The organism is Butyrivibrio sp. INlla16 (genome assembly GCF_900104155.1).
GTDB lineage: Bacteria > Bacillota > Clostridia > Lachnospirales > Lachnospiraceae > Butyrivibrio.
Window position 1 is genome coordinate 50,371 of record NZ_FMYB01000019.1, and the last position, 17,919, is coordinate 68,289.

Here is a 17,919-nt window from a genome sequence, read left to right on the forward strand (position 1 = left end):
AGTCAATTGTCGGTCAATTGTTGGTCAATGCATAGCAATTCTATGTGTTTTATCCTTATAATGGATCGAGTGGTATCAAAACAGTTCCACATTGATACCAAATCTGCTTGATCCGGAAAGGTGGTCAAAAGATGACCGGTATATTTACAACTAAATATTTTGGAACTTACGGCAAAGAGATTGGGAATGCAGATTTCCTGGTCTCTTTTTTCGTATTGTCCGGCAATACTGAAGGAAAGGAGGTAACTGCGAAATGAAGGAGCATGGAGAAATTGTAGTCATCGGCATTGACCATGGCTACGGAAACATCAAAACAGCATCAACATGTACTCCCACTGGTATCACTGCTTATGATACTGAGCCGATTTTTTCGGAAAACATTCTGGAATACAAAGGCGTATACTATCGCATCGGTGACACCCATAAAGAATTTGTTGACAATAAGGTATCTGATGAAGACTACTATCTTTTGACACTAATGGCAATAGCTCGTGAACTGTATACAGCGCACGTGCGTGAAGCTACAGTGCATCTGGCTGTAGGACTGCTACTTACATGGATATACAGGCAGAAGGAAGACTTCAGACAGTACATGCTTAAGAATGATTATGCTGAGTTTAAATGGAACAGTGAGATGTACAAAATCCATATCACAGGCTGCTCTGTATATCCCCAGGGATACCCTGCTATTATAGGAAAGATTAATGACAGCCTGGGACTGAATCTTCTTGCTGATATTGGGAACGGAACCATGAATCTCATTTTCCTTAATGGAAAAAAGCCAGATGAAAAGCGGAGTTTCACCGAAAAACTTGGAGTAAACCAGTGTGTCATAGCTGTAAGAGATGCAGTATCTAAAGAATTCCAGACCACAATTGATGAGCGCGTGATCCAGCAGGTTTTAAGGAAAAACGAAGCTGATATTTCGGAGGCATATCTTGAGGTGATTAGAAATACCGCCAGGGAATATGCGGCGAAGGTATTCACTGCCTTGAGAGAACATGGGTATAACCCTGATCTTATGAGGCTCTATATCGTAGGTGGTGGAGGATGTATTATCAAGAACTTTGGAAATTATGATGCTTCCAGGGTGACGATCATCGATGATATCTGCGCAACGGCCAAGGGTTATGAACTGCTAGCATATCTTAGTCTTAACAGAAAGAAGGAATGTGCATGAGCGAAAATGTAAAGAGCACAAGTCTTCGCTTTAATCTTGATAAGGCTGCTGATAGAAAGGCCTGGGAGTATCTGCAGACAATGGATAAAGAAGAATTCCGCTCATACAGCCATGCTGTTGCTACGAGCGTCAATTATTTCTTTGACAGATACTATAAGGCAAAAGATGATCCCTATCTGGAGACCAGGGAAAAAGAAGAAAGATTTGTACAAAAGATCGTGGAAGCGGTGGAGCATACCTTAGGGAATGCTCTGCCGCTGTTTTTATCCGGCTATGCTACTGCCTTATGCACAGCAGCACCGGATGGAACGATGGTCATTCAAAAAAGTACGGCAGGAATAGCGACTGAGGACAGCGCAGATAAAAGCGGGACTGATGAGGCAGATATTGAAGTAAATCCTGAAGACATCCCATGGGACTATCTTGATGGATGATAAATGGCAGATATTTATAAGATGAAGTGGAATTATATTCTTACAGAAATGACTAATGGTCTGGAGCATTCTATTTGTAGCACCAGACAAGAATTGTTTTGGCACCAATACTGACTGAAATAAGTGGATTTGGGCACCTGCCTTCTGATCCCCAAATTCAATCAGAGCGTATTGGTGCTTTTTTAATGACAAAAAACAGCAAAGTGGTATCAAACCGGTACTGCTTCAATAATTTAGAAAGGACCAAAATCATGAGTGATAACGAAAACAAAGTAATGCCACCGGAAGAAAAAGCAGCTATTCAGGCAAGACACCGCATGGAACAGGCTGAGAACAGAGACAGGGCAAAGGAAAGTAAGGCAAAGGTAAAGTGCCACATAGATATGGGCAGGATACTGGAAAAAGCGTTTCCTGCATCCCAGCATATGACAATGGAAGAACTTGAGGAGTATCTTACAGAACTCTTTAAGCTTGCCTCATAGGAACTAAGAAACATAACATAGGCCTCCCTTCGAAAAGAAGGGCGCACTTACTCACCACCTGCCTTCGGCAGGTGGTGGCGTGCGCTCTACGAGGTCAAAAGCTTTACGGCCAGGAAAGAACTCCTTTCCTGGCTTTTCCATTTATATCAGGAGATTGACACAATGAACTATTTTCATCTTGAAGCAAAAGTAATAAGCCGCGGATCCGGGCGTTCTGCAGTAGCAGCATCAGCCTATGCATCCTGCAGCGAGATATATAACGATTATGATGGCGTGACCCATGATTACCGTAAGAAGACAGGACTTGTTTACAGTGAAGTTATGCTGCCAACAATGGCACCTGCAGAATGGGCTGACAGGGAAAAGCTGTGGAATGCAGTTGAGGAAGTTGAGAAAACAAGGGACAGCCGACTGTCAAGGGAACTCGTCGTAGCCCTTCCAAGGGAGCTGGATCCCGTCGTATGGGTAGAAATGCTTGAAAAATATCTTAATGAAGAATGCGTATCAAAAGGGATGTGCGCAGATTTCAGCATCCATGATGTGAATAAGTACAATCCGCATGCCCACATAATGCTAACCATGCGTCCTCTTAACGATGACGGCTCATGGCAGGCAAAGACTCAGAAGGAATACATCTGTTATAAGGACGGAGTTGAAAAAGGTTTTACTGCTGAAGAATTTAAAGCTGCAAAGAATCTTGGATGGGAGAAGCAGTATCTCTACAGTATCCCGGGTAAGAAAAAGAAGATATATCTTACTCCGGCTCAGGCTGCCACTATCGAAGGTTCCAAGAGGACATCCAAGTATCCCAAGAGTTCAAAATATGGAAGACAGAATCCCATATGCGAGGAATGGAACAGCGACAGGCAGCTGCAGACCTGGCGAAAGTCATGGGAAGATATCATAAACAGCTATCAGGAAAGATATGGCATAGCTGAGCGGGTTAGCTGCAAGAGCCATGCTGCAAGGGGCATCAAGGAACAGCCGACTATACACGAAGGTTATTATGCAAGGAACATGGAAAAAGAAGGGCTTGTATCCGACAGATGCGAGATCAACCGTCAGATAAAAGCAGATAACAGCCTTCTTCGAAAACTTCAGAAGAAAGTAAAGGCGTACTCAAAAGCTGCATCTGACAATATCCCGGCAATTGCTTCAAAGCTTGAAAAGTTCTTTAAAAGCCTTGTCGTTTACACTTTTCAGCTACACTTGAAGAAGAAACAGAAAAAAGCAGCCGAGAAAAGGCTTGGTGAACTGAAAGAACTTAAGAAAATCTATGAAGACTGTACCGCAAAGATAAGCTCCCGAGCTGAAGAGCGGAAAGAATTCAACGGAAAGCTTAAGAACTTGAAACCATATCAGAAAATCCAGTTCATAAAGTATACCAGTCAGGTAGCTCTGCTCACTGAGGAAATTGAGGAGTTTAAGAGTGAAAGGTCTGCTGCTCTTTCCAGATATGGCATGCCTGTGGAAACAAGGATCACGGATATAAGAAGGGAAATCAAGGATGCTGAAGGTATAGTGGAAAAGCTGGGTGGTCAGATACCTGAAATCAAAAAGTCCAAGGAAGATACTCTTGGAAAGTATAAAGCTGAGATCCATGCTCTCAGCTCAGATATGTTTGCTCAGATTTCTGAGGAAAGAACAAAGATCCATGATGAACATGTCAATGAGGCAAGACAGATTTTAAGCGATAGCCTAAAGAAATCCTCTGATAAGGACCTTTTTGCTAAAGCTATTAAAGAAGTGGATGCGACACTATCAGAGATTGAGCCATCTGTAATGCCAGAGACAGAAAACAAGAAGAAATCTCTCCTTGCAGATCTCAGGGCAGATAAGGAGGTTGCAGCAAGAATACCCAGAAAAGTCAAGGAAAAGGACAAAGATAAGGGCATGTCACTGTAGTGTCACAGAAGAAATCATATTATTTACAGGCATGGCAGGTGTAGTATTGGAACTTGCCAGCTTGGGAAAGGAGGAATGATGAAAAAGTACTATGATAACAGGGAAGATAACATTGCTTTTGAGAGATGGGTAGATGTTACTGCAAGACTGATGGTGAAGTACGGCCCAGGGTTGCTTAAGAGGTTGGAGAAGGAAAACATGGTCTTGTATATGATAGATTACGAGTTCTGCACGGATGGGGCAGAATCAGATTCTTTCACAAATGATCCTGATGTTGTACTTGGCTATTCTTATGTAGTAAGTGCTGCCTGACAACAATGAATTACACGTTGTGTACAAGAATTATTTATGGTAAACTTATACACAACGTGTAATTGAGAAAGGGGCGTCTCATGGATGATAAAGCGAAAAAAATAAAAGAACTACGCGAAAGTACTGGTATGAACCGCAAGGAATTCTGCGAGTATTTTAATATTCCTTACAGGACAGTTACTGAGTGGGAGCGTGATATGAGGCATGCACCTGATTATGTTGTGAGGCTTTTGGAGTATTACATAAGGATGGAAAAACTGCTGAAAAAGGATGATGAGAAGGAATAATTGTCTTGGAATCAGTATGTTTAAACAGGTCGAAATCGACCTGTTTATAATCTGAATGATCCTAAACCCCTCGAATTCGACGGGTTTAAAAGAAGTGAGGAGCAATATGGAAAAAGGAAACAAATCAAGAAATGTATCTGTAATTAAGGATGCAGATGGAAACAGCATTGTCATGATAAATGACATTATCTTTAAGGGTAAGCGAAGCCTGAACTGGGAAGATGTCGAACAGTATCTTAAAGATTATGTGGGAGAGTTATACTCAATAGCAGAGGATGGAGAAATCATATATATTGGGACAACTCTTCCAGGGGAATATGCCGGATCTGTTTATACCAAGAAGCTGAAAGGTGCGGTTGCTAAAGCTAAGGCAAATGCTGCACAGGGAATACCGGAAATGATTGAAATAGCTACGAATGGGGTGTTCGAAGAAAACAGGAAGAAAAAGCATGGCCGTGATGCTAAGAATGGATGGTATAGGTATGATACTCGTTTTGGATTACCAATCTATGGTGAAGATGATGAAATCACTGGATACAATATTTTTCACGCCAGACTATTGATAAGACATGCAGGCAGTGGGAAGAAATATCTATATGATGTTATGGAAATAAAAAAAGAAACGAGCAAGTCCTGTCAGGCCGAAGCCCTACCCGGTGAAAAACCCATTTCTTAATCTTTATCTTAAATAGGTTTGTTACAGTTGTCAACAGAAAAATGGAGGGAGATGACAATTTATGACAAAGACTAAGAAAACTAAGTGTTACATATATACAAGAGTATCCACCGCTATTCAGGTTGATGGATACTCTCTGGAAGCTCAGAAAGAGAAAATCAGAAAGTATGCGGAATACCAGGATATGGAAATTGCAGGCGAGTATTCTGATGAAGGATTTTCCGGTAAGAACATAAAGGGCAGGCATGAATTCCAGAGAATGCTTAATGATATTGAAGATTGCAAGGACGGGGTAAAATACGTCCTTGTTTTCAAATTGTCGAGATTTGGAAGGAATGCTGCGGATATCCTTAATTCATTGCAGCTGATGCAGGACTTTGGTGTAAACCTTATCTGTGTAGAAGATAGCATCGACAGCTCGAAGGAGGCCGGAAAGCTTCTTATATCAATCCTTGCTGCTGTAGCTGAGATGGAGCGTGAGAATATAAGAGTTCAGACAATGGCAGGTCGTGAGCAGAAGGCTCGTGAAGGCAAATGGAACGGAGGTTTTGCCCCTTATGGCTACAAGCTTGTTGAAGGCGGGCTTGAGATAGCAGATGATGAGGTGGAGATCATTAAGCTGATCTATGATCGTTATATTCACACTAATTCCGGTATCAATGGTGTGGCAAGCTATCTTAACAGTCATGGCTATACGAAGAAACTTCGTCAGAACAACACCATATCAGGCTTTTCATCCAGTTTTGTAAAGGATGTTTTGGATAATCCGGTTTATATGGGGAAAATTGCATATGGAAGACGCAAGACAGAAAAGAAGATAGGCACACGTAACGAGATGCATGTGGTGGAGTAGTCAGAGTTCCCTATCTACGAGGGTGCTCACGAAGCCATTATTTCTGAAGAGGACTGGAATCTTGCTCAGGCTAAGAGAAAGGAAAATGCATATGTACGGCAGAAGGTTCATGACATTGATCATGCTCACATCTTATCAGGTATATTGAAATGCCCGTGTTGTGGTAAAAAGCCTCTATGGAAATATAGCCAAGGCTCATAGCAAGGATAACAAGACCAGGTATTATTACTATTGTAAGAATACTCTTGGTGCAACAGGACACAAGTGTACTTTCAGGCTGAACATTGAGCAGAATGAAATGAATAATCTAGTCGCATCCATCATATCAGCAATGGTAAAGGATGATCAATTCAAGAGTGCTATCAAGGAAAAGATTGGAAATGCTTTGGATACAGAGGAACTTGAGAATGAGAAAGATGTTCTCAGGGGGCAGCTTAAGCAGGCTGTTGGCACAAAGAATCGACTGGCAAAGCAGATGGATTGCCTCGATGTTGATGATCCGCACTATGACAGGAAAGTTTCAGATCTGCAGAGCCGTTATGATGAGCAGTATGATATTATAGAGGATATAGAGAACCAGATTGATGAAGTACAGAAGCAGATAGACAGTATCGTGCAGGAAAATCTGTCTGGAACAAGTGTCTACAATCTCCTGCTTGTGTTCAATAAACTCTATAAGGACTTTACCGAAGCTGAGCAGAAGGAATTCATGAGAGCGTTCATTGACAGGATAGACATCTATCCGGAAAAGCCTGCTAATGGCTGCTGGGTAAAGAATATAGTCTTCAATTTCCCCGTTCCGATAAATGGTAGGAATGTTAGAGAATTGTCCTTGGAAAATGAAACAATACTCGAGACGGTATGTTTATTGTCCAACCTTCATGAAGCAAAACATCATGTCAATGTTAAGTTAGATATGGATGAACTTGATCTTACAAGTGCTGAGGCTAAAGCTACATACAAAGAAATTGAAGAATGGGTGCAGGAACACTACGGATTTCATGTAACAAATCTTAATATCGCTCAGGTAAAGCAGAAGCATGGAATCATAGAGCGCGAGAATTACAATAAGCCAAAATCTGAGAATAGCAGACAGCCTGGAACAACACCAGAAAAGGAGAATGCTATTACTGAGGCACTAAAGTTTTTTAAGATGATATAAGTTTGAGGACAGGGAATAAAAAACTTGTCCTTTCTCTATTATTAAAAAATGTTTTGTAAAGTGGTTCGTACAGAAATTATTATTGACAAAACTAACAGTGTTAGTATAATAAGACTAACACCGTTAGTTTGTGAGGAATGGGAGTAAATATGCCAAGAACAGGATTATCTAAAGAAGAAATAATAGAAAAAGCTGCTACATTAGCAAATGAAAAGGGGTTATCATATTTGAGTGTCACAACGCTTTCTGAATATTTAGGAATCAGAAAACCGTCTCTCTATAATCATGTAAAGTCAATAGATGATTTGCACTATAAGCTTATGATCTATGGTTGGAAGAAGGTTTCGGATGAGATAGTTGCAGGAATTGATTCAACCAGTCCAAAAGAAAAACTCATAAATTATGGCATAGCATTTTACAGATTTTCTATGGAGAATCCGGGTGTATTTGAGGCGATGCTTTGGTATAACAAATACTCTGATGAAACTTTACTTGAAGCTACAGAGGGCTTGTATTCATTCTTCTTTGAACAAACAGATAGTCTTGGTATAGATAGAGAGGTGGCAAATCATTTGCTTAGAACTTACAGAGCTTTTCTTGAAGGATTTATCATGCTACAGATCCATAATTCTTTTGGCAATCCGATTTCTATTGATGAAAGCTTCGAGATATCTATGAATGTACTGATATCTGGTATGGAGCAGTATAGGAGATGACTATTGTTAGCCTGATAATACTTCTGCCACCCTGATCTTGCGATGCCTTGACGAAGGCTTGTATCCAAGTTGGGATGCCCAGAACATGGACTAGGTTCATCTAGCGGAAAAGCTGGGATATGAATATTAGCATGAATATACGGCGTATGAGGTGTCGAGCGAGGAAATAGCTGATTGGCAGAAGTGTTGGAGGAACAAATAAACTGCTATCTGATGATGAAAAGAAGAGGGTAAAGATATGAACTATAGAGTTATTGATAAAGAAACCTATTACAGGAAGGGGGTATTCCGGCATTTTACGGAGGATTGCAAGTGCTCGACTTCTATGACGGCAAGGGTTGATGTGACGGAGCTTGTTAAGTGCTCGAAGGAGAGTAACACGAAGTTCTATGTCAATTTCCTATATATCCTTTCCATGGTATTGAATTCCCGGGATGATTACAAAATGGGGTATCTCTGGCAGACTGAGGAACTGATCTGTTATGACAGGATTAACCCTACGCAGTATATTTTTCATGAGGATACCGAGACCTGTACGCCGGTATATACAAGTTATGATCCGGATTATGCCGCATTCTACAAAAATGCTGTCTCTGACATAGAGAAGGCAAAACAAACGAGGGAGTATGGCCTTGATATGGAAAAGCATCCGAACTGGTTTGATGCTTCCTACATTTCCTGGCTGTCCTATGATTCCCTGAATATTGAACTGCCAGATGGATTCCTCTATTTTCTGCCGATCATCAACTGGGGGAAATACCGTGAGGAAAACGGGAGACTTTTGATGCCGGTGTCGGTTCGTATGAATCATGCGATAGCGGATGGGTATCTGATTGCGAATGTATTCCGCCTGCTTGAAAAAGAGATGGCTGCGTTTTGCAATGGTAAAGTGAAGGATGAACAGATATGAGTAAATACGAACATCTTTGGAAATGGATCCGGGATAATGGAATGGACAGCTTCAAGCTCGCATATGCTGAGATTGAAGAAACTACAGGGGTTCCGATCGACCATCCTTTTCTCAAATATAATAACAGGCTTATCTTGTAAAGGATGGAACGCTTTTTCTGCTTTACGGCAGGAAGGATTTTGAGAAGATGACAAGCCGGCGGTATGAGTATATAAAAGGACTGAACGGTCATTTTGAAATAGCGCTGTATGTCGATACTTTTGAAGAGGTGGATGAAGCATATAAGAAGGCCGTGGAAAATGGAGCGACATCCGTGCTGGAACCAGAACTTGAACCTTGGGGGCAGAGAACCTGCTATATCGCTGATCCGGAAGGCAACTTGATAGAGATCGGTTCCTGGAATAAGTCTTATGAAACAAAAGACTTGACGGAGGGGTGCTGATCGTCTGGTGGACGATCGTTTAACACCGACCGAAACAAAGTGGAGAAAAAGGGTATGGCGTTTGATTACAAGAAGGAATACAAAGAATTCTATATGCCGAAGGGCACACCATCTATAGTTACTGTTCCGAAAATGAATTATATCGCGGTTAGGGGCAGTGGGAATCCAAATGATGAAGATGGCGAATATAAACAGGCTATAGGTCTTTTGTATGGAATCGCATTTACGATCAAGATGAGTAAAAAAGGTGATCATCAGATTGACGGATATTTTGATTATGTAGTTCCGCCATTGGAAGGTTTTTGGTGGCAGAATGGAGTAATCGGTATCGACTATGCTCATAAAGAAGATTTCAAGTGGATATCCGTCATCCGCCTGCCAGACTTTGTAACGAAAGATGATTTTGAGTGGGCTGTCAGGGAAGCTACGGTTAAGAAAAAACAGGATTTCTCAAAGGTGGAGTTCTTTACTTATGATGAAGGGTTGTGTGTGCAGTGCATGCATATCGGATCGTATGATGATGAACCTGCTACAGTAGATGCAATGCACAGATTTTCCAACAATAAAGATGTACAGGTATCTTCAAAGAAGGCGTGGCTTGCGGACAGATTTGATGAGGGGCTTGTATTCTTAAAAAGTGTGGAGCGCGGGAAATGCTTCATAGAATATATTCCTGCAGAGCATGCATGGAATCCAATTGAAGCACCTGGGTATATGTATATAGACTGCCTATGGGTTAGTGATAAATGCTTTGCCTGATGAAGATTATGACAAAGCACATAATTACAAGCAATATCGGAAACACTACATGAGGACTATAGAAAAGCATCTGAGACAAGTTGCTTTTTGTAAAGAAGCTCATCCTAGATATAGATGTAGCAAGAAAAAAATAAAGTGAAAGATGGTTAAAGCTCAGGGAATAAGCATCCTGGGCTTTATTTTTTTGCGAGTAAAGATTAGAATGAACATATTGTATAGACAAAACTGGATGTAAGATTTAATTCCAGGATAATGAAATAAGCAAATCGGAGTTTGCATTTTTTATGTTTGTTGCAGCCAGATAATTATGATTTAAAGGCATAGAATAATTATGAGTCTAAACAAAAAAGTAATTACACTTGAAAATGCCTCAAAGGTATATGATGGTAAGTATGTGATAAATAATATTTCACATGAATTTGCCAAAGGAGAATCCATAGCATTATGTGGACATAATGGATGTGGCAAAAGTACAATGCTTAAGCTATTAGCTAGCATTGTTTCGTTAAGCTCTGGGAAAATAGTGTATCAAAAGAAACTTAAATTCGCTTATGTACCTGAAAAGTTTCCAGGTATGGAAATATCAATGATTGATTATCTTCAAGGCATTGCCAGGATAGAAAGAGTGGATTTTTCGCTAGTGAATGAACTGATCAGTGAATTCTACTTGGAATCCATGATCAAAACAAGATTAAACAAACTATCAAAGGGAAGCCTTCAAAAAGTAGGAGTTATTCAGGCTATTCTTGCACCGCGGGATGTGATTTTTCTTGATGAACCTCTTTCAGGTCAGGATGCAGACTCTCAGAAACGGTTTATAACAAAAATGAATGAATTGAGGAACAAGGGAGTTACGATCTTCATGGCTTGTCATGAGAAGATGCTGATAAATGAGTTGTCTGACAAGGTCTATACGATAGATAAAGGAAAACTCATGGAAGTAAAGAACCCAGGAGAGTTACAATATTTGGTCTATGTTAGAAAATGCCCCAAGTTACAAGCTTGGCTTGGCATGAAAAGTAATGGTGATAGGTATGAAATTACGGTAAAGGAAGCAGTGTTAAAGGAAATGGTGCTAAAACTATACGATGAGGGTTGGGAAATTGTTGGGATTGAGAAACTTGATTGAAATATATAGATTAAGGTTAAAAATGCTGAAGAAAAGCTCTACATTAACGATTCCTACAGTTGTCACTCTGATTTTTCTCGGAGTAATGTATTCTGTAGCACCGTATGGTATATGTAGTAGTTTTTTACTGTCTGCGCTTTTCATATACTTTATATGTCTGTTTCTGTCTATATACTTGAATGGTGGAGAGAATGATATATATGAAGAAACGCTATTCCTGCATTGTTTGGACATTCATAGCTATTACTTTTCGCGCGAACTGTTATTAATTACATTGGATTTATGCTATACACTTGTGCTGACATTAGTGCCTACGATATTGTTTTTGATGGATAATGGCAGTTTTAACAGGCAGATGGAACTTGCAGATATTGCATGTGGAGGGGTACATATTTTCATGTGTGGACTCGGGGGTATGATGACAGGAGATTTTTTTCACCCAAGAATTTTTAGAAAGAGAAGGGATGCGATAATAGGAGCAATAGCGATTTCCATGCTTGCAGTCTCTAAGGAGGGACTTATTGATTGTTCATCAGCATTTAGTATTTTGAACTTTATACTCCCGCCTATCACTGATGGGCTCAAATCTGTGGGAAGCAATAGTTATTTTGAACCAAGAGAGATGTTGCTGATATGTATGCACTTGGCGGTTTATTGTTTACTAATTATGATAGTAAAAATAAAAATGTTAGAAAAGAAAAAGTTCAGATATTAGTATGTAGATTGCTTTAACACAATTGATGATAAGTTGATAGTTGATAAGATATATTTTATGTCAAAGAGTTCGAGCCCATGTATGATACAGTACGTGCAAATATCTGAAGCAAGTTACCGGGGATTGTAGCTAACACAATCATGAATTACAATGAGAATGGTGAGTTCTAAAAGAATAATTTTAAGAAACTTATTTTTTTAAACATATATTTTAAAAGGAGGTTACTAAATGAATTGTGAAATTAAAGGTGGAAACTTTCCGGTAGCTATTTGCAAGATGGAAGCTGGAGACGCTATCATGTGTGAAACAGGCGCTATGTCCTGGCTCAGTGGCGGCGTTAAGATGGAAACAAATACCGGTGGCGGACTTGGCAAGATGATCGGCCGTGCATTTTCAGGCGAGTCTCTGTTTATGAACCGCTATGTAGCTGATAGCCCCGGCATACTTGCACTTGGCGCATGTTCACCCGGTGAGATCCGACAGATCGATGTTACAGGTAAGTCAATCGTTGTTCAGAAGGGTTCCTTCCTTGCAATGGATGAAGGCGTAAACCTTGATATCTTCTTCCAGAAGAAGATCGGGTCCGGCTTATTCGGTGGTGAAGGATTCATCATGAACAAGCTTTCAGGAAACGGTAAGGCTCTTATTGAAATCGATGGTGGCGCTGTAGAGTATGATCTTGCTGCAGGCGAGAAGATGACAATTGACACTGGTTACCTGGTAATGTGCGATGATACTGTATCTATAGACATCGTTATGATTAAAGGAATCGGCAACGTTCTCTTCGGTGGTGAAGGTCTCTTCAATACAGTAGTTACAGGCCCCGGTCATGTAGTTCTTCAGACTCAGCCGCTCCTTCAGTTTGCATCAACACTGGCAGAAATGCTTCATTTAAACAAGAAGTAAGGCAAGATATATGTCGCGAATAAAGTTTCCGTGATTGAAGTGTTAGATATAAGGAGAGGTTATAGTGATTAACATTAACACGGTTAAGGCAAGCGATTTTTCAATGGATTATTTCAAGTTCGGAGCCGGACCGCGCAATATGGTGATCTTGCCGGGACTTAGTGTTCAGAGCGTTATGGGGTCAGCCGATGCTGTGGCAGATGCCTTCACTATGGCAGTCAATGATTTTACAGTCTACACCATTGACAGGAGAAAAGAATTACCGCCGGAATACAGCGTTTACGATATGGCAAGGGATACCGCTGAAGTCATAAAACAGCTGGGGCTTTCCGATATTTATCTGTTCGGAGCATCTCAGGGCGGAATGATAGCCATGACAATTGCCATAGAGTACCCTGAGCTTGTCAAAAAACTGGCGCTTGCTTCCACATCCTCACATGTTACCGATGAGCAATTTGAATCCCTGAATAAATGGATAGAGCTTGCGAAAAAAGGTGACAAGGAAGGACTTTATCTATACTTTGGAAAGATGGTCTATCCTCCTGCAGTATTTGAGCAATTCAGGGATTATTTCATTAATTCCGCTAAGACCGTTACAGACGATGAACTTCGAAGATTCATCATAATTGCAAACGGTGCAAAGAATTTTAATGTCACTGACAGGCTCAAAGATATCAGGTGTCCTGTTATGACAACCGGCACCTTTGAAGATGAGGTTCTTGATTCTGACGCCACAATGGAAATTGCGGAGCAGCTGGATGAAGAGCACGAGTTCAAGCTGTACATGTACACAGGACTCGGCCATGCTTCCTTTGACACGGCACCTGATTATAAGAAAAGAGTATACGACTTTTTTATGGAATGAATTTTATTTGAGATTATGTAAATAAGTGTAAAACAGACCCGGATAAGTGTATCCGAGTCTGTTTTTTTGTGTGGATGATATATTTTTATGTGGAAAATCAGATAAACACTATAAAATTCAAATACATCTTATTGACGATATTTTGTATAATATTCTATGAAGAAATATAAGTGAATTTAATGAAGGATAAATATCGAAATGACAGTGCGCACCGTTCTTTTAGCAGTAATTATATTCAGCATATTTTCCATGTTTTTTGAAGGCTTTATTGTATTCAGAAACATGAAAAATAAGCTTCATGCATATCTTTTCCTCAACTGTATAGCAATGCTCATAAGTAATACAGGATATCTTTTGCAGCTTCTTTCAAAAACGGAAGATGCCTATATTGCTGCGCTGAAGTTTTCTTATGTAGGAAGAGTCTGGATCGTTTTTTCTCTGTTTATGTTTACTGCGCAGCTTGTTCATATCAATATTCCAAGAGCTTTATCGGGAGCATTTATACTAATTGATGCTGCGGTATATGTGCTGATTTTTTCTCTGCAGGAGCATACTCTCTATTATTCGAAAATATGGTTTGACAAGACCGGAATGTTTCCGGTTCTGCTTCACAGAAATGGCATTGTCCATAAAGTGTTTATGCAGTATCAGGTCATTGCAATAATAATTATGCTTTTCTTACTGATAAGGTCTGTAAAGAATCATAGCGGAAGTACGGCCAGAAAGCGCGCATGTATCATCCTTGGCGGCTTTTTCATTTCTGCAACTCTTTATATTATGCAGATCGCACACGCATTTTTTATTACATACTATTTTGATATTTCCGTTGTTGGAAATGTGGCAATCACAATCTCTATGTTTATAGCTATATTCAGATACAACCTGCTTGGGGTTATCGACATGGCAAGAGATTATATTGTCGACAGGTTGTCCGAAGGAGTTATCGCATTGGATGAAAGTGGAAGTGTGCAGTATTACAACGAACATGCCAAGGAGCTTTATCCGGAAATAACTAAAGATCCGATGGATGTTGTTAATGCCCTTCGTGAGGCTATCATAAGAGGCGATACCATAAAGGTTGGTGATAAATACTATACTCCTGAGGAGAAAGAACTTTTCGCAGATGGTGAAGTCATCGGAAAACTCTATGCTCTCGTCGATTCAACTGTACTTAAGCAGAGGGAGTATCAGCTAAAATCCGATGCAGCTATCCTGGAAATGGCTGCCGGCAGTATGCGCGACAGACTTAACGCTGCAGAAGAACTCATCAGTCAGGACAGGGCTATGCGTCATGACAGGAGACACTTTGAGGCACTTGTTTTAGCACTTATTCAGGACGGTAAGGTGGATGAAGCCAGAAAATGCCTTGAGGAGAGATTATCTCAGGAACCTCGCGGAAGTCACCGCTATTGCGAGAATACCACAGTTAATGCTGCGCTTATGCATTATGTGACGCTTGCAGAGCGCAGTGATATAAAGGTTACAGTATCTACAAATATTCCCTATAAAACCGATGTTGATGAGATGCAGCTTGCAATAGCGATAAGCAATTTGCTTGAGAATGCGATTCACGCCTGCGAAAAAGTGCCGGAAGGTGAACGTTTTATTGAGGTTACTGCAAAATATAAGCAGCAGCTCCTTTTGGAGATATCTAATTCATGTAACGAAAGAGCGGAGCTGGATGAAGATGGGCATCCTGTCACATCAGAAGACGGCCATGGCATCGGAACCAGAAGTGTTCTTGATTTTGTTAAAAAGACAAACAGTGAGATCAGATACGTCGCCGAGGATAATAAATTTAAGGTGCGCATGATAGTAGGTTAATTCGAGGAAATGTGTTTATGAAAAAAGGTGCGTTGTTTCTTTTATCTATGATCATATGCTTGAGTACGCTTTCCGGCTGTAATAAGCCCCAGGAGCAGGAAGGGAAAACCGTCATAACCTTTCAGACATGGAATCCTGCAGATTATGGGCCGGACAGTCCGATTTACAAGATCATAGATTCTTTTGAAAAAGAGAATCCCGATATAAAAGTTAATTATGTTTTTACCGAGGCAAATGCATATCAGGAGCATATGCGGGTAGAACTTATAGACGGTGATGGACCCGATGTATATGGCATAAGTTCGGGTTCCGCTTTTGATGCATTCAGGCTATTTGAGGAGAATCTTACTCCTTTTTGTGAGAACAGCTGGGGATCCGAGTGGCAGGATAAATTCCTTGATTCATGCCTTTCGCGTGTTAGCGATGTTGACGGCAAGATTTATGGACTTCCGCTTGGACAGACCTATGCCGGATATATGTGGGCAGATGTCAACATGCTGAAAAACTATGGTCTTAAAGTGCCAACCTCATATAAAGAAATGCAGGAAACATGCAGCAAACTTCGTGAAAACGGGCAATATCCGTTAGCTATAGGCGCAAAGGATTCCTGGATGAATCTTGATTTGTGGATGTCCATAGCAGCTGACTGCGGGAGCGATGCCTTGTACGATGCGATTGAGGGCAGAGCTTCCTTTGAATCAGAACCTCTGATAGAATCCTTCAAAATATGGCAGGACTCATTTAGTAATGGAGTATTTCAGGATAAAGCAATCAAAATGCCGATTTATAATAAGGTCAACGATATGTTTCAGCGGGAGGGAACTATTCCCATGTTTGTAAACGGCTCATGGGCCATGAATATGTATACGGTAAGCGATGAAAAAACCCGCGCAGTCTTTGATGCTGAGGGAGCGGAACACGAGGCTTTTCTGATTGACTGGAATGATGATGGAAAAGTGTCTCCGGTAACAGCTAATGTAGATGTAATCCTTTGCCTGAACCCGGAGTCCCGTCAGAAGGAGGCGGCTTTCCGCTTTATGTCATATTTGGTAAATGAGGGACAGGAGCTTCTTGTTAATCGGTATCTTGAATATATGCCCTCCCGTGCTGACATGGAGTTGAATATACAGGGATTAAGCGAGGATGGGAAAAAGAATCTTGACTATATCATAGAGAACGGAAAAACAAATGTCGCCGGAACAAGAGGAATTAAGTACGAAGACCTGAGTCTTGCCGTATGTGATGCACTTGAAGATCTGGCATTATCATATATTACTCCGGAGGAAGCAGCCGGCAGGATACAAAAGGTATCAAGCAGTGTTATCCGCTGACATTGGTGACAATCACCTATCAATAGCATGGAGGACAAGATGGTTAACAGTAAAACAAAGTATGAAGCAACGCATGAAGAAATTAGGGAATTATTCGCTTTTCATAAGCTAGGACAAGTGAAGAACATTGCACCGCTGGGAAATGGTGAGTTCAATGCTGCGTATAAAGTTACTCTCGATGATGGAAAAAGCTTTGCCCTTAAGATAGCGCCTCCGGAGGGAGCAACCGTTCTTACATATGAAAAGAACATGATGGAATCTGAGGTGTTCTGGTACAAGAAGATGCACGAGAATACTGATATTCTATGTCCGGAAGTATATGTGTCCGATTTTTCAAAGAGCATCATAAAAAGTAACTGCTTTATCATGCAGATGATGGAGGGAGAGCCCTTGTGGGCTGTCAACTTTTCGGATCAGGAATATGAAAAGGTTCAGAAGCAGAAGATAGAAATGCTTACAAAAATTCACAGGATTAAAAATGACAAATTCGGCTATAGGCAATCCGGGCTTCATGATACATGGGGAGAAGCGTTAAAATCCATGGCGGGCAATCTGGTTAATGACTGCAAAGCGCTAGGATATGAGACCCCGGATGGGGAGAGATTTATTGAATGCATAGACAAGCATTCTGAAATCCTTAAGAATGTGCCTTGCCGTATGGTGAATTTTGATCTGTGGGACAGCAATGTCCTTTATAAAGATGGAAAGATTTGCTGGATTGACCCGGAGCGCGGATTCTGGGGTGACCCGGTGGCAGACTTTATTACCCTTGGTGCCGGACAAAAAACACCGCTGTCAGCAAAGCAGAAAGAGATAGATATATATAACGAGACAGCAAATGAGAAGATAGTTCTTTCCAAGGAGACAGAGATCAGATATGCATTTGCAGTATGCCTACTTGCACTAATCGAAGAAGTTGAAAAATATGTCAGATATGAGCCGGATGAGCCAAACTATATTAGAAACACAGCGGACGCGAGAGATATGTATGATATGGCGTTTGGAATACTATAAACTGCATTACGAAAAAA

At 40.7% G+C, this 17,919-nt stretch carries 19 protein-coding genes and 3 pseudogenes; all 22 read left to right on the forward strand.

Annotation, left to right across the window (positions count from 1 at the left end):
* Positions 1-131 precede the first annotated feature (131 nt).
* The 22 genes and pseudogenes from BLR42_RS23800 (at position 132) to BLR42_RS10665 (ending at position 17,902) form a co-directional block, all read left to right on the forward strand.
* Positions 132-257 carry a hypothetical protein gene (locus tag BLR42_RS23800; RefSeq protein WP_278289267.1) on the forward strand — a complete coding sequence of 42 codons (126 nt, stop codon included), beginning with the start codon at positions 132-134 and terminating at the stop codon, positions 255-257.
* Positions 254-1,180, forward strand: coding sequence for a ParM/StbA family protein (locus tag BLR42_RS10575; RefSeq protein WP_091868891.1), 927 nt, complete (start codon positions 254-256; stop codon positions 1,178-1,180). The genes BLR42_RS23800 and BLR42_RS10575 overlap by 4 nt, the downstream gene beginning before the upstream one ends.
* On the forward strand, positions 1,177-1,614 hold the full coding sequence (locus tag BLR42_RS23290) for an adenylate cyclase (protein WP_207648534.1): 438 nt from the start codon (positions 1,177-1,179) through the stop codon (positions 1,612-1,614). The genes BLR42_RS10575 and BLR42_RS23290 overlap by 4 nt, the downstream gene beginning before the upstream one ends.
* A 251-nt stretch (positions 1,615-1,865) precedes the next feature.
* Positions 1,866-2,096, forward strand: a complete 231-nt coding sequence (locus BLR42_RS10585) for a DUF3847 domain-containing protein (protein ID WP_242879296.1) — start codon at positions 1,866-1,868, stop codon at positions 2,094-2,096.
* A 162-nt stretch (positions 2,097-2,258) separates the two neighbouring features.
* Positions 2,259-4,001 (forward strand): MobQ family relaxase, encoded by a 1,743-nt coding sequence (gene mobQ / locus BLR42_RS10590; RefSeq protein ID WP_091868894.1) that lies wholly within the window; start codon positions 2,259-2,261, stop codon positions 3,999-4,001.
* Positions 4,002-4,079: 78 nt separating this feature from the next.
* Positions 4,080-4,313, forward strand: a complete 234-nt coding sequence (locus BLR42_RS10595; protein WP_091868897.1) for a hypothetical protein — start codon at positions 4,080-4,082, stop codon at positions 4,311-4,313.
* Between the two features lie 80 nt (positions 4,314-4,393).
* Positions 4,394-4,600 carry a helix-turn-helix domain-containing protein gene (locus BLR42_RS10600; protein ID WP_026528699.1) on the forward strand — a complete coding sequence of 69 codons (207 nt, stop codon included), beginning with the start codon at positions 4,394-4,396 and terminating at the stop codon, positions 4,598-4,600.
* 106 nt (positions 4,601-4,706) lie between these two features.
* Positions 4,707-5,276: a hypothetical protein gene (locus tag BLR42_RS10605; protein WP_091868900.1), complete on the forward strand. Its 570-nt coding sequence runs from the start codon at positions 4,707-4,709 to the stop codon at positions 5,274-5,276.
* 61 nt (positions 5,277-5,337) lie between these two features.
* Positions 5,338-7,291 (forward strand): annotated as a pseudogene (locus BLR42_RS24065) (recombinase family protein).
* A gap of 149 nt (positions 7,292-7,440) precedes the next feature.
* Positions 7,441-8,007: a TetR/AcrR family transcriptional regulator gene (locus tag BLR42_RS10615; protein ID WP_242879297.1), complete on the forward strand. Its 567-nt coding sequence runs from the start codon at positions 7,441-7,443 to the stop codon at positions 8,005-8,007.
* Positions 8,008-8,032: 25 nt separating this feature from the next.
* Positions 8,033-8,101: pseudogene (locus tag BLR42_RS24070) on the forward strand (GNAT family N-acetyltransferase); the annotation flags it as partial.
* A 144-nt stretch (positions 8,102-8,245) separates the two neighbouring features.
* Positions 8,246-8,917, forward strand: coding sequence for a CatA-like O-acetyltransferase, family 3 (locus BLR42_RS10620; protein WP_031548065.1), 672 nt, complete (start codon positions 8,246-8,248; stop codon positions 8,915-8,917).
* Complete coding sequence (locus BLR42_RS22710; RefSeq protein WP_170832722.1) at positions 8,914-9,057, forward strand: hypothetical protein; 144 nt, start codon at positions 8,914-8,916, stop codon at positions 9,055-9,057. The genes BLR42_RS10620 and BLR42_RS22710 overlap by 4 nt, the downstream gene beginning before the upstream one ends.
* A pseudogene (locus tag BLR42_RS10625) lies at positions 9,048-9,359 on the forward strand (VOC family protein); the annotation flags it as partial. The gene BLR42_RS22710 and the pseudogene BLR42_RS10625, both read left to right, overlap by 10 nt.
* A gap of 54 nt (positions 9,360-9,413) precedes the next feature.
* Positions 9,414-10,118 carry a GyrI-like domain-containing protein gene (locus BLR42_RS10630; RefSeq protein WP_242879298.1) on the forward strand — a complete coding sequence of 235 codons (705 nt, stop codon included), beginning with the start codon at positions 9,414-9,416 and terminating at the stop codon, positions 10,116-10,118.
* A 331-nt stretch (positions 10,119-10,449) separates the two neighbouring features.
* Positions 10,450-11,247 carry an ATP-binding cassette domain-containing protein gene (locus tag BLR42_RS10635; RefSeq protein WP_091868904.1) on the forward strand — a complete coding sequence of 266 codons (798 nt, stop codon included), beginning with the start codon at positions 10,450-10,452 and terminating at the stop codon, positions 11,245-11,247.
* A gap of 328 nt (positions 11,248-11,575) precedes the next feature.
* Positions 11,576-11,962 carry a hypothetical protein gene (locus BLR42_RS22330; protein WP_139165141.1) on the forward strand — a complete coding sequence of 129 codons (387 nt, stop codon included), beginning with the start codon at positions 11,576-11,578 and terminating at the stop codon, positions 11,960-11,962.
* A gap of 228 nt (positions 11,963-12,190) precedes the next feature.
* Complete coding sequence (locus BLR42_RS10645; RefSeq protein WP_091868911.1) at positions 12,191-12,868, forward strand: TIGR00266 family protein; 678 nt, start codon at positions 12,191-12,193, stop codon at positions 12,866-12,868.
* A 64-nt stretch (positions 12,869-12,932) separates the two neighbouring features.
* The gene (locus tag BLR42_RS10650) at positions 12,933-13,733 is read left to right on the forward strand and encodes an alpha/beta fold hydrolase (RefSeq protein ID WP_091868913.1); all 801 of its coding nucleotides are present in this window, start codon (positions 12,933-12,935) and stop codon (positions 13,731-13,733) included.
* A gap of 198 nt (positions 13,734-13,931) precedes the next feature.
* Positions 13,932-15,557 (forward strand): ATP-binding protein, encoded by a 1,626-nt coding sequence (locus BLR42_RS10655; protein WP_091868915.1) that lies wholly within the window; start codon positions 13,932-13,934, stop codon positions 15,555-15,557.
* Between the two features lie 17 nt (positions 15,558-15,574).
* Positions 15,575-16,888, forward strand: coding sequence for an ABC transporter substrate-binding protein (locus BLR42_RS10660; protein WP_091868917.1), 1,314 nt, complete (start codon positions 15,575-15,577; stop codon positions 16,886-16,888).
* A 39-nt stretch (positions 16,889-16,927) separates the two neighbouring features.
* Positions 16,928-17,902 carry an aminoglycoside phosphotransferase family protein gene (locus tag BLR42_RS10665; RefSeq protein ID WP_170832731.1) on the forward strand — a complete coding sequence of 325 codons (975 nt, stop codon included), beginning with the start codon at positions 16,928-16,930 and terminating at the stop codon, positions 17,900-17,902.
* Positions 17,903-17,919 lie beyond the last annotated feature (17 nt).

Excerpts from the sequence above, each read along its gene's own strand:
- BLR42_RS23800 (WP_278289267.1), top strand. The coding sequence starts at position 132 with ATGACCGGTATATTTACAACTAAATATTTTGGAACTTACGGCAAAGAG.
- BLR42_RS10575 (WP_091868891.1), top strand. The coding sequence starts at position 254 with ATGAAGGAGCATGGAGAAATTGTAGTCATCGGCATTGACCATGGCTAC.
- BLR42_RS23290 (WP_207648534.1), top strand. The coding sequence starts at position 1,177 with ATGAGCGAAAATGTAAAGAGCACAAGTCTTCGCTTTAATCTTGATAAG.
- BLR42_RS10585 (WP_242879296.1), top strand. The coding sequence starts at position 1,866 with ATGAGTGATAACGAAAACAAAGTAATGCCACCGGAAGAAAAAGCAGCT.
- mobQ (WP_091868894.1), top strand. The coding sequence starts at position 2,259 with ATGAACTATTTTCATCTTGAAGCAAAAGTAATAAGCCGCGGATCCGGG.
- BLR42_RS10595 (WP_091868897.1), top strand. The coding sequence starts at position 4,080 with ATGAAAAAGTACTATGATAACAGGGAAGATAACATTGCTTTTGAGAGA.
- BLR42_RS10600 (WP_026528699.1), top strand. The coding sequence starts at position 4,394 with ATGGATGATAAAGCGAAAAAAATAAAAGAACTACGCGAAAGTACTGGT.
- BLR42_RS10605 (WP_091868900.1), top strand. The coding sequence starts at position 4,707 with ATGGAAAAAGGAAACAAATCAAGAAATGTATCTGTAATTAAGGATGCA.
- BLR42_RS10615 (WP_242879297.1), top strand. The coding sequence starts at position 7,441 with ATGCCAAGAACAGGATTATCTAAAGAAGAAATAATAGAAAAAGCTGCT.
- BLR42_RS10620 (WP_031548065.1), top strand. The coding sequence starts at position 8,246 with ATGAACTATAGAGTTATTGATAAAGAAACCTATTACAGGAAGGGGGTA.
- BLR42_RS22710 (WP_170832722.1), top strand. The coding sequence starts at position 8,914 with ATGAGTAAATACGAACATCTTTGGAAATGGATCCGGGATAATGGAATG.
- BLR42_RS10630 (WP_242879298.1), top strand. The coding sequence starts at position 9,414 with ATGGCGTTTGATTACAAGAAGGAATACAAAGAATTCTATATGCCGAAG.
- BLR42_RS10635 (WP_091868904.1), top strand. The coding sequence starts at position 10,450 with ATGAGTCTAAACAAAAAAGTAATTACACTTGAAAATGCCTCAAAGGTA.
- BLR42_RS22330 (WP_139165141.1), top strand. The coding sequence starts at position 11,576 with ATGGATAATGGCAGTTTTAACAGGCAGATGGAACTTGCAGATATTGCA.
- BLR42_RS10645 (WP_091868911.1), top strand. The coding sequence starts at position 12,191 with ATGAATTGTGAAATTAAAGGTGGAAACTTTCCGGTAGCTATTTGCAAG.
- BLR42_RS10655 (WP_091868915.1), top strand. The coding sequence starts at position 13,932 with ATGACAGTGCGCACCGTTCTTTTAGCAGTAATTATATTCAGCATATTT.
- BLR42_RS10660 (WP_091868917.1), top strand. The coding sequence starts at position 15,575 with ATGAAAAAAGGTGCGTTGTTTCTTTTATCTATGATCATATGCTTGAGT.
- BLR42_RS10665 (WP_170832731.1), top strand. The coding sequence starts at position 16,928 with ATGGTTAACAGTAAAACAAAGTATGAAGCAACGCATGAAGAAATTAGG.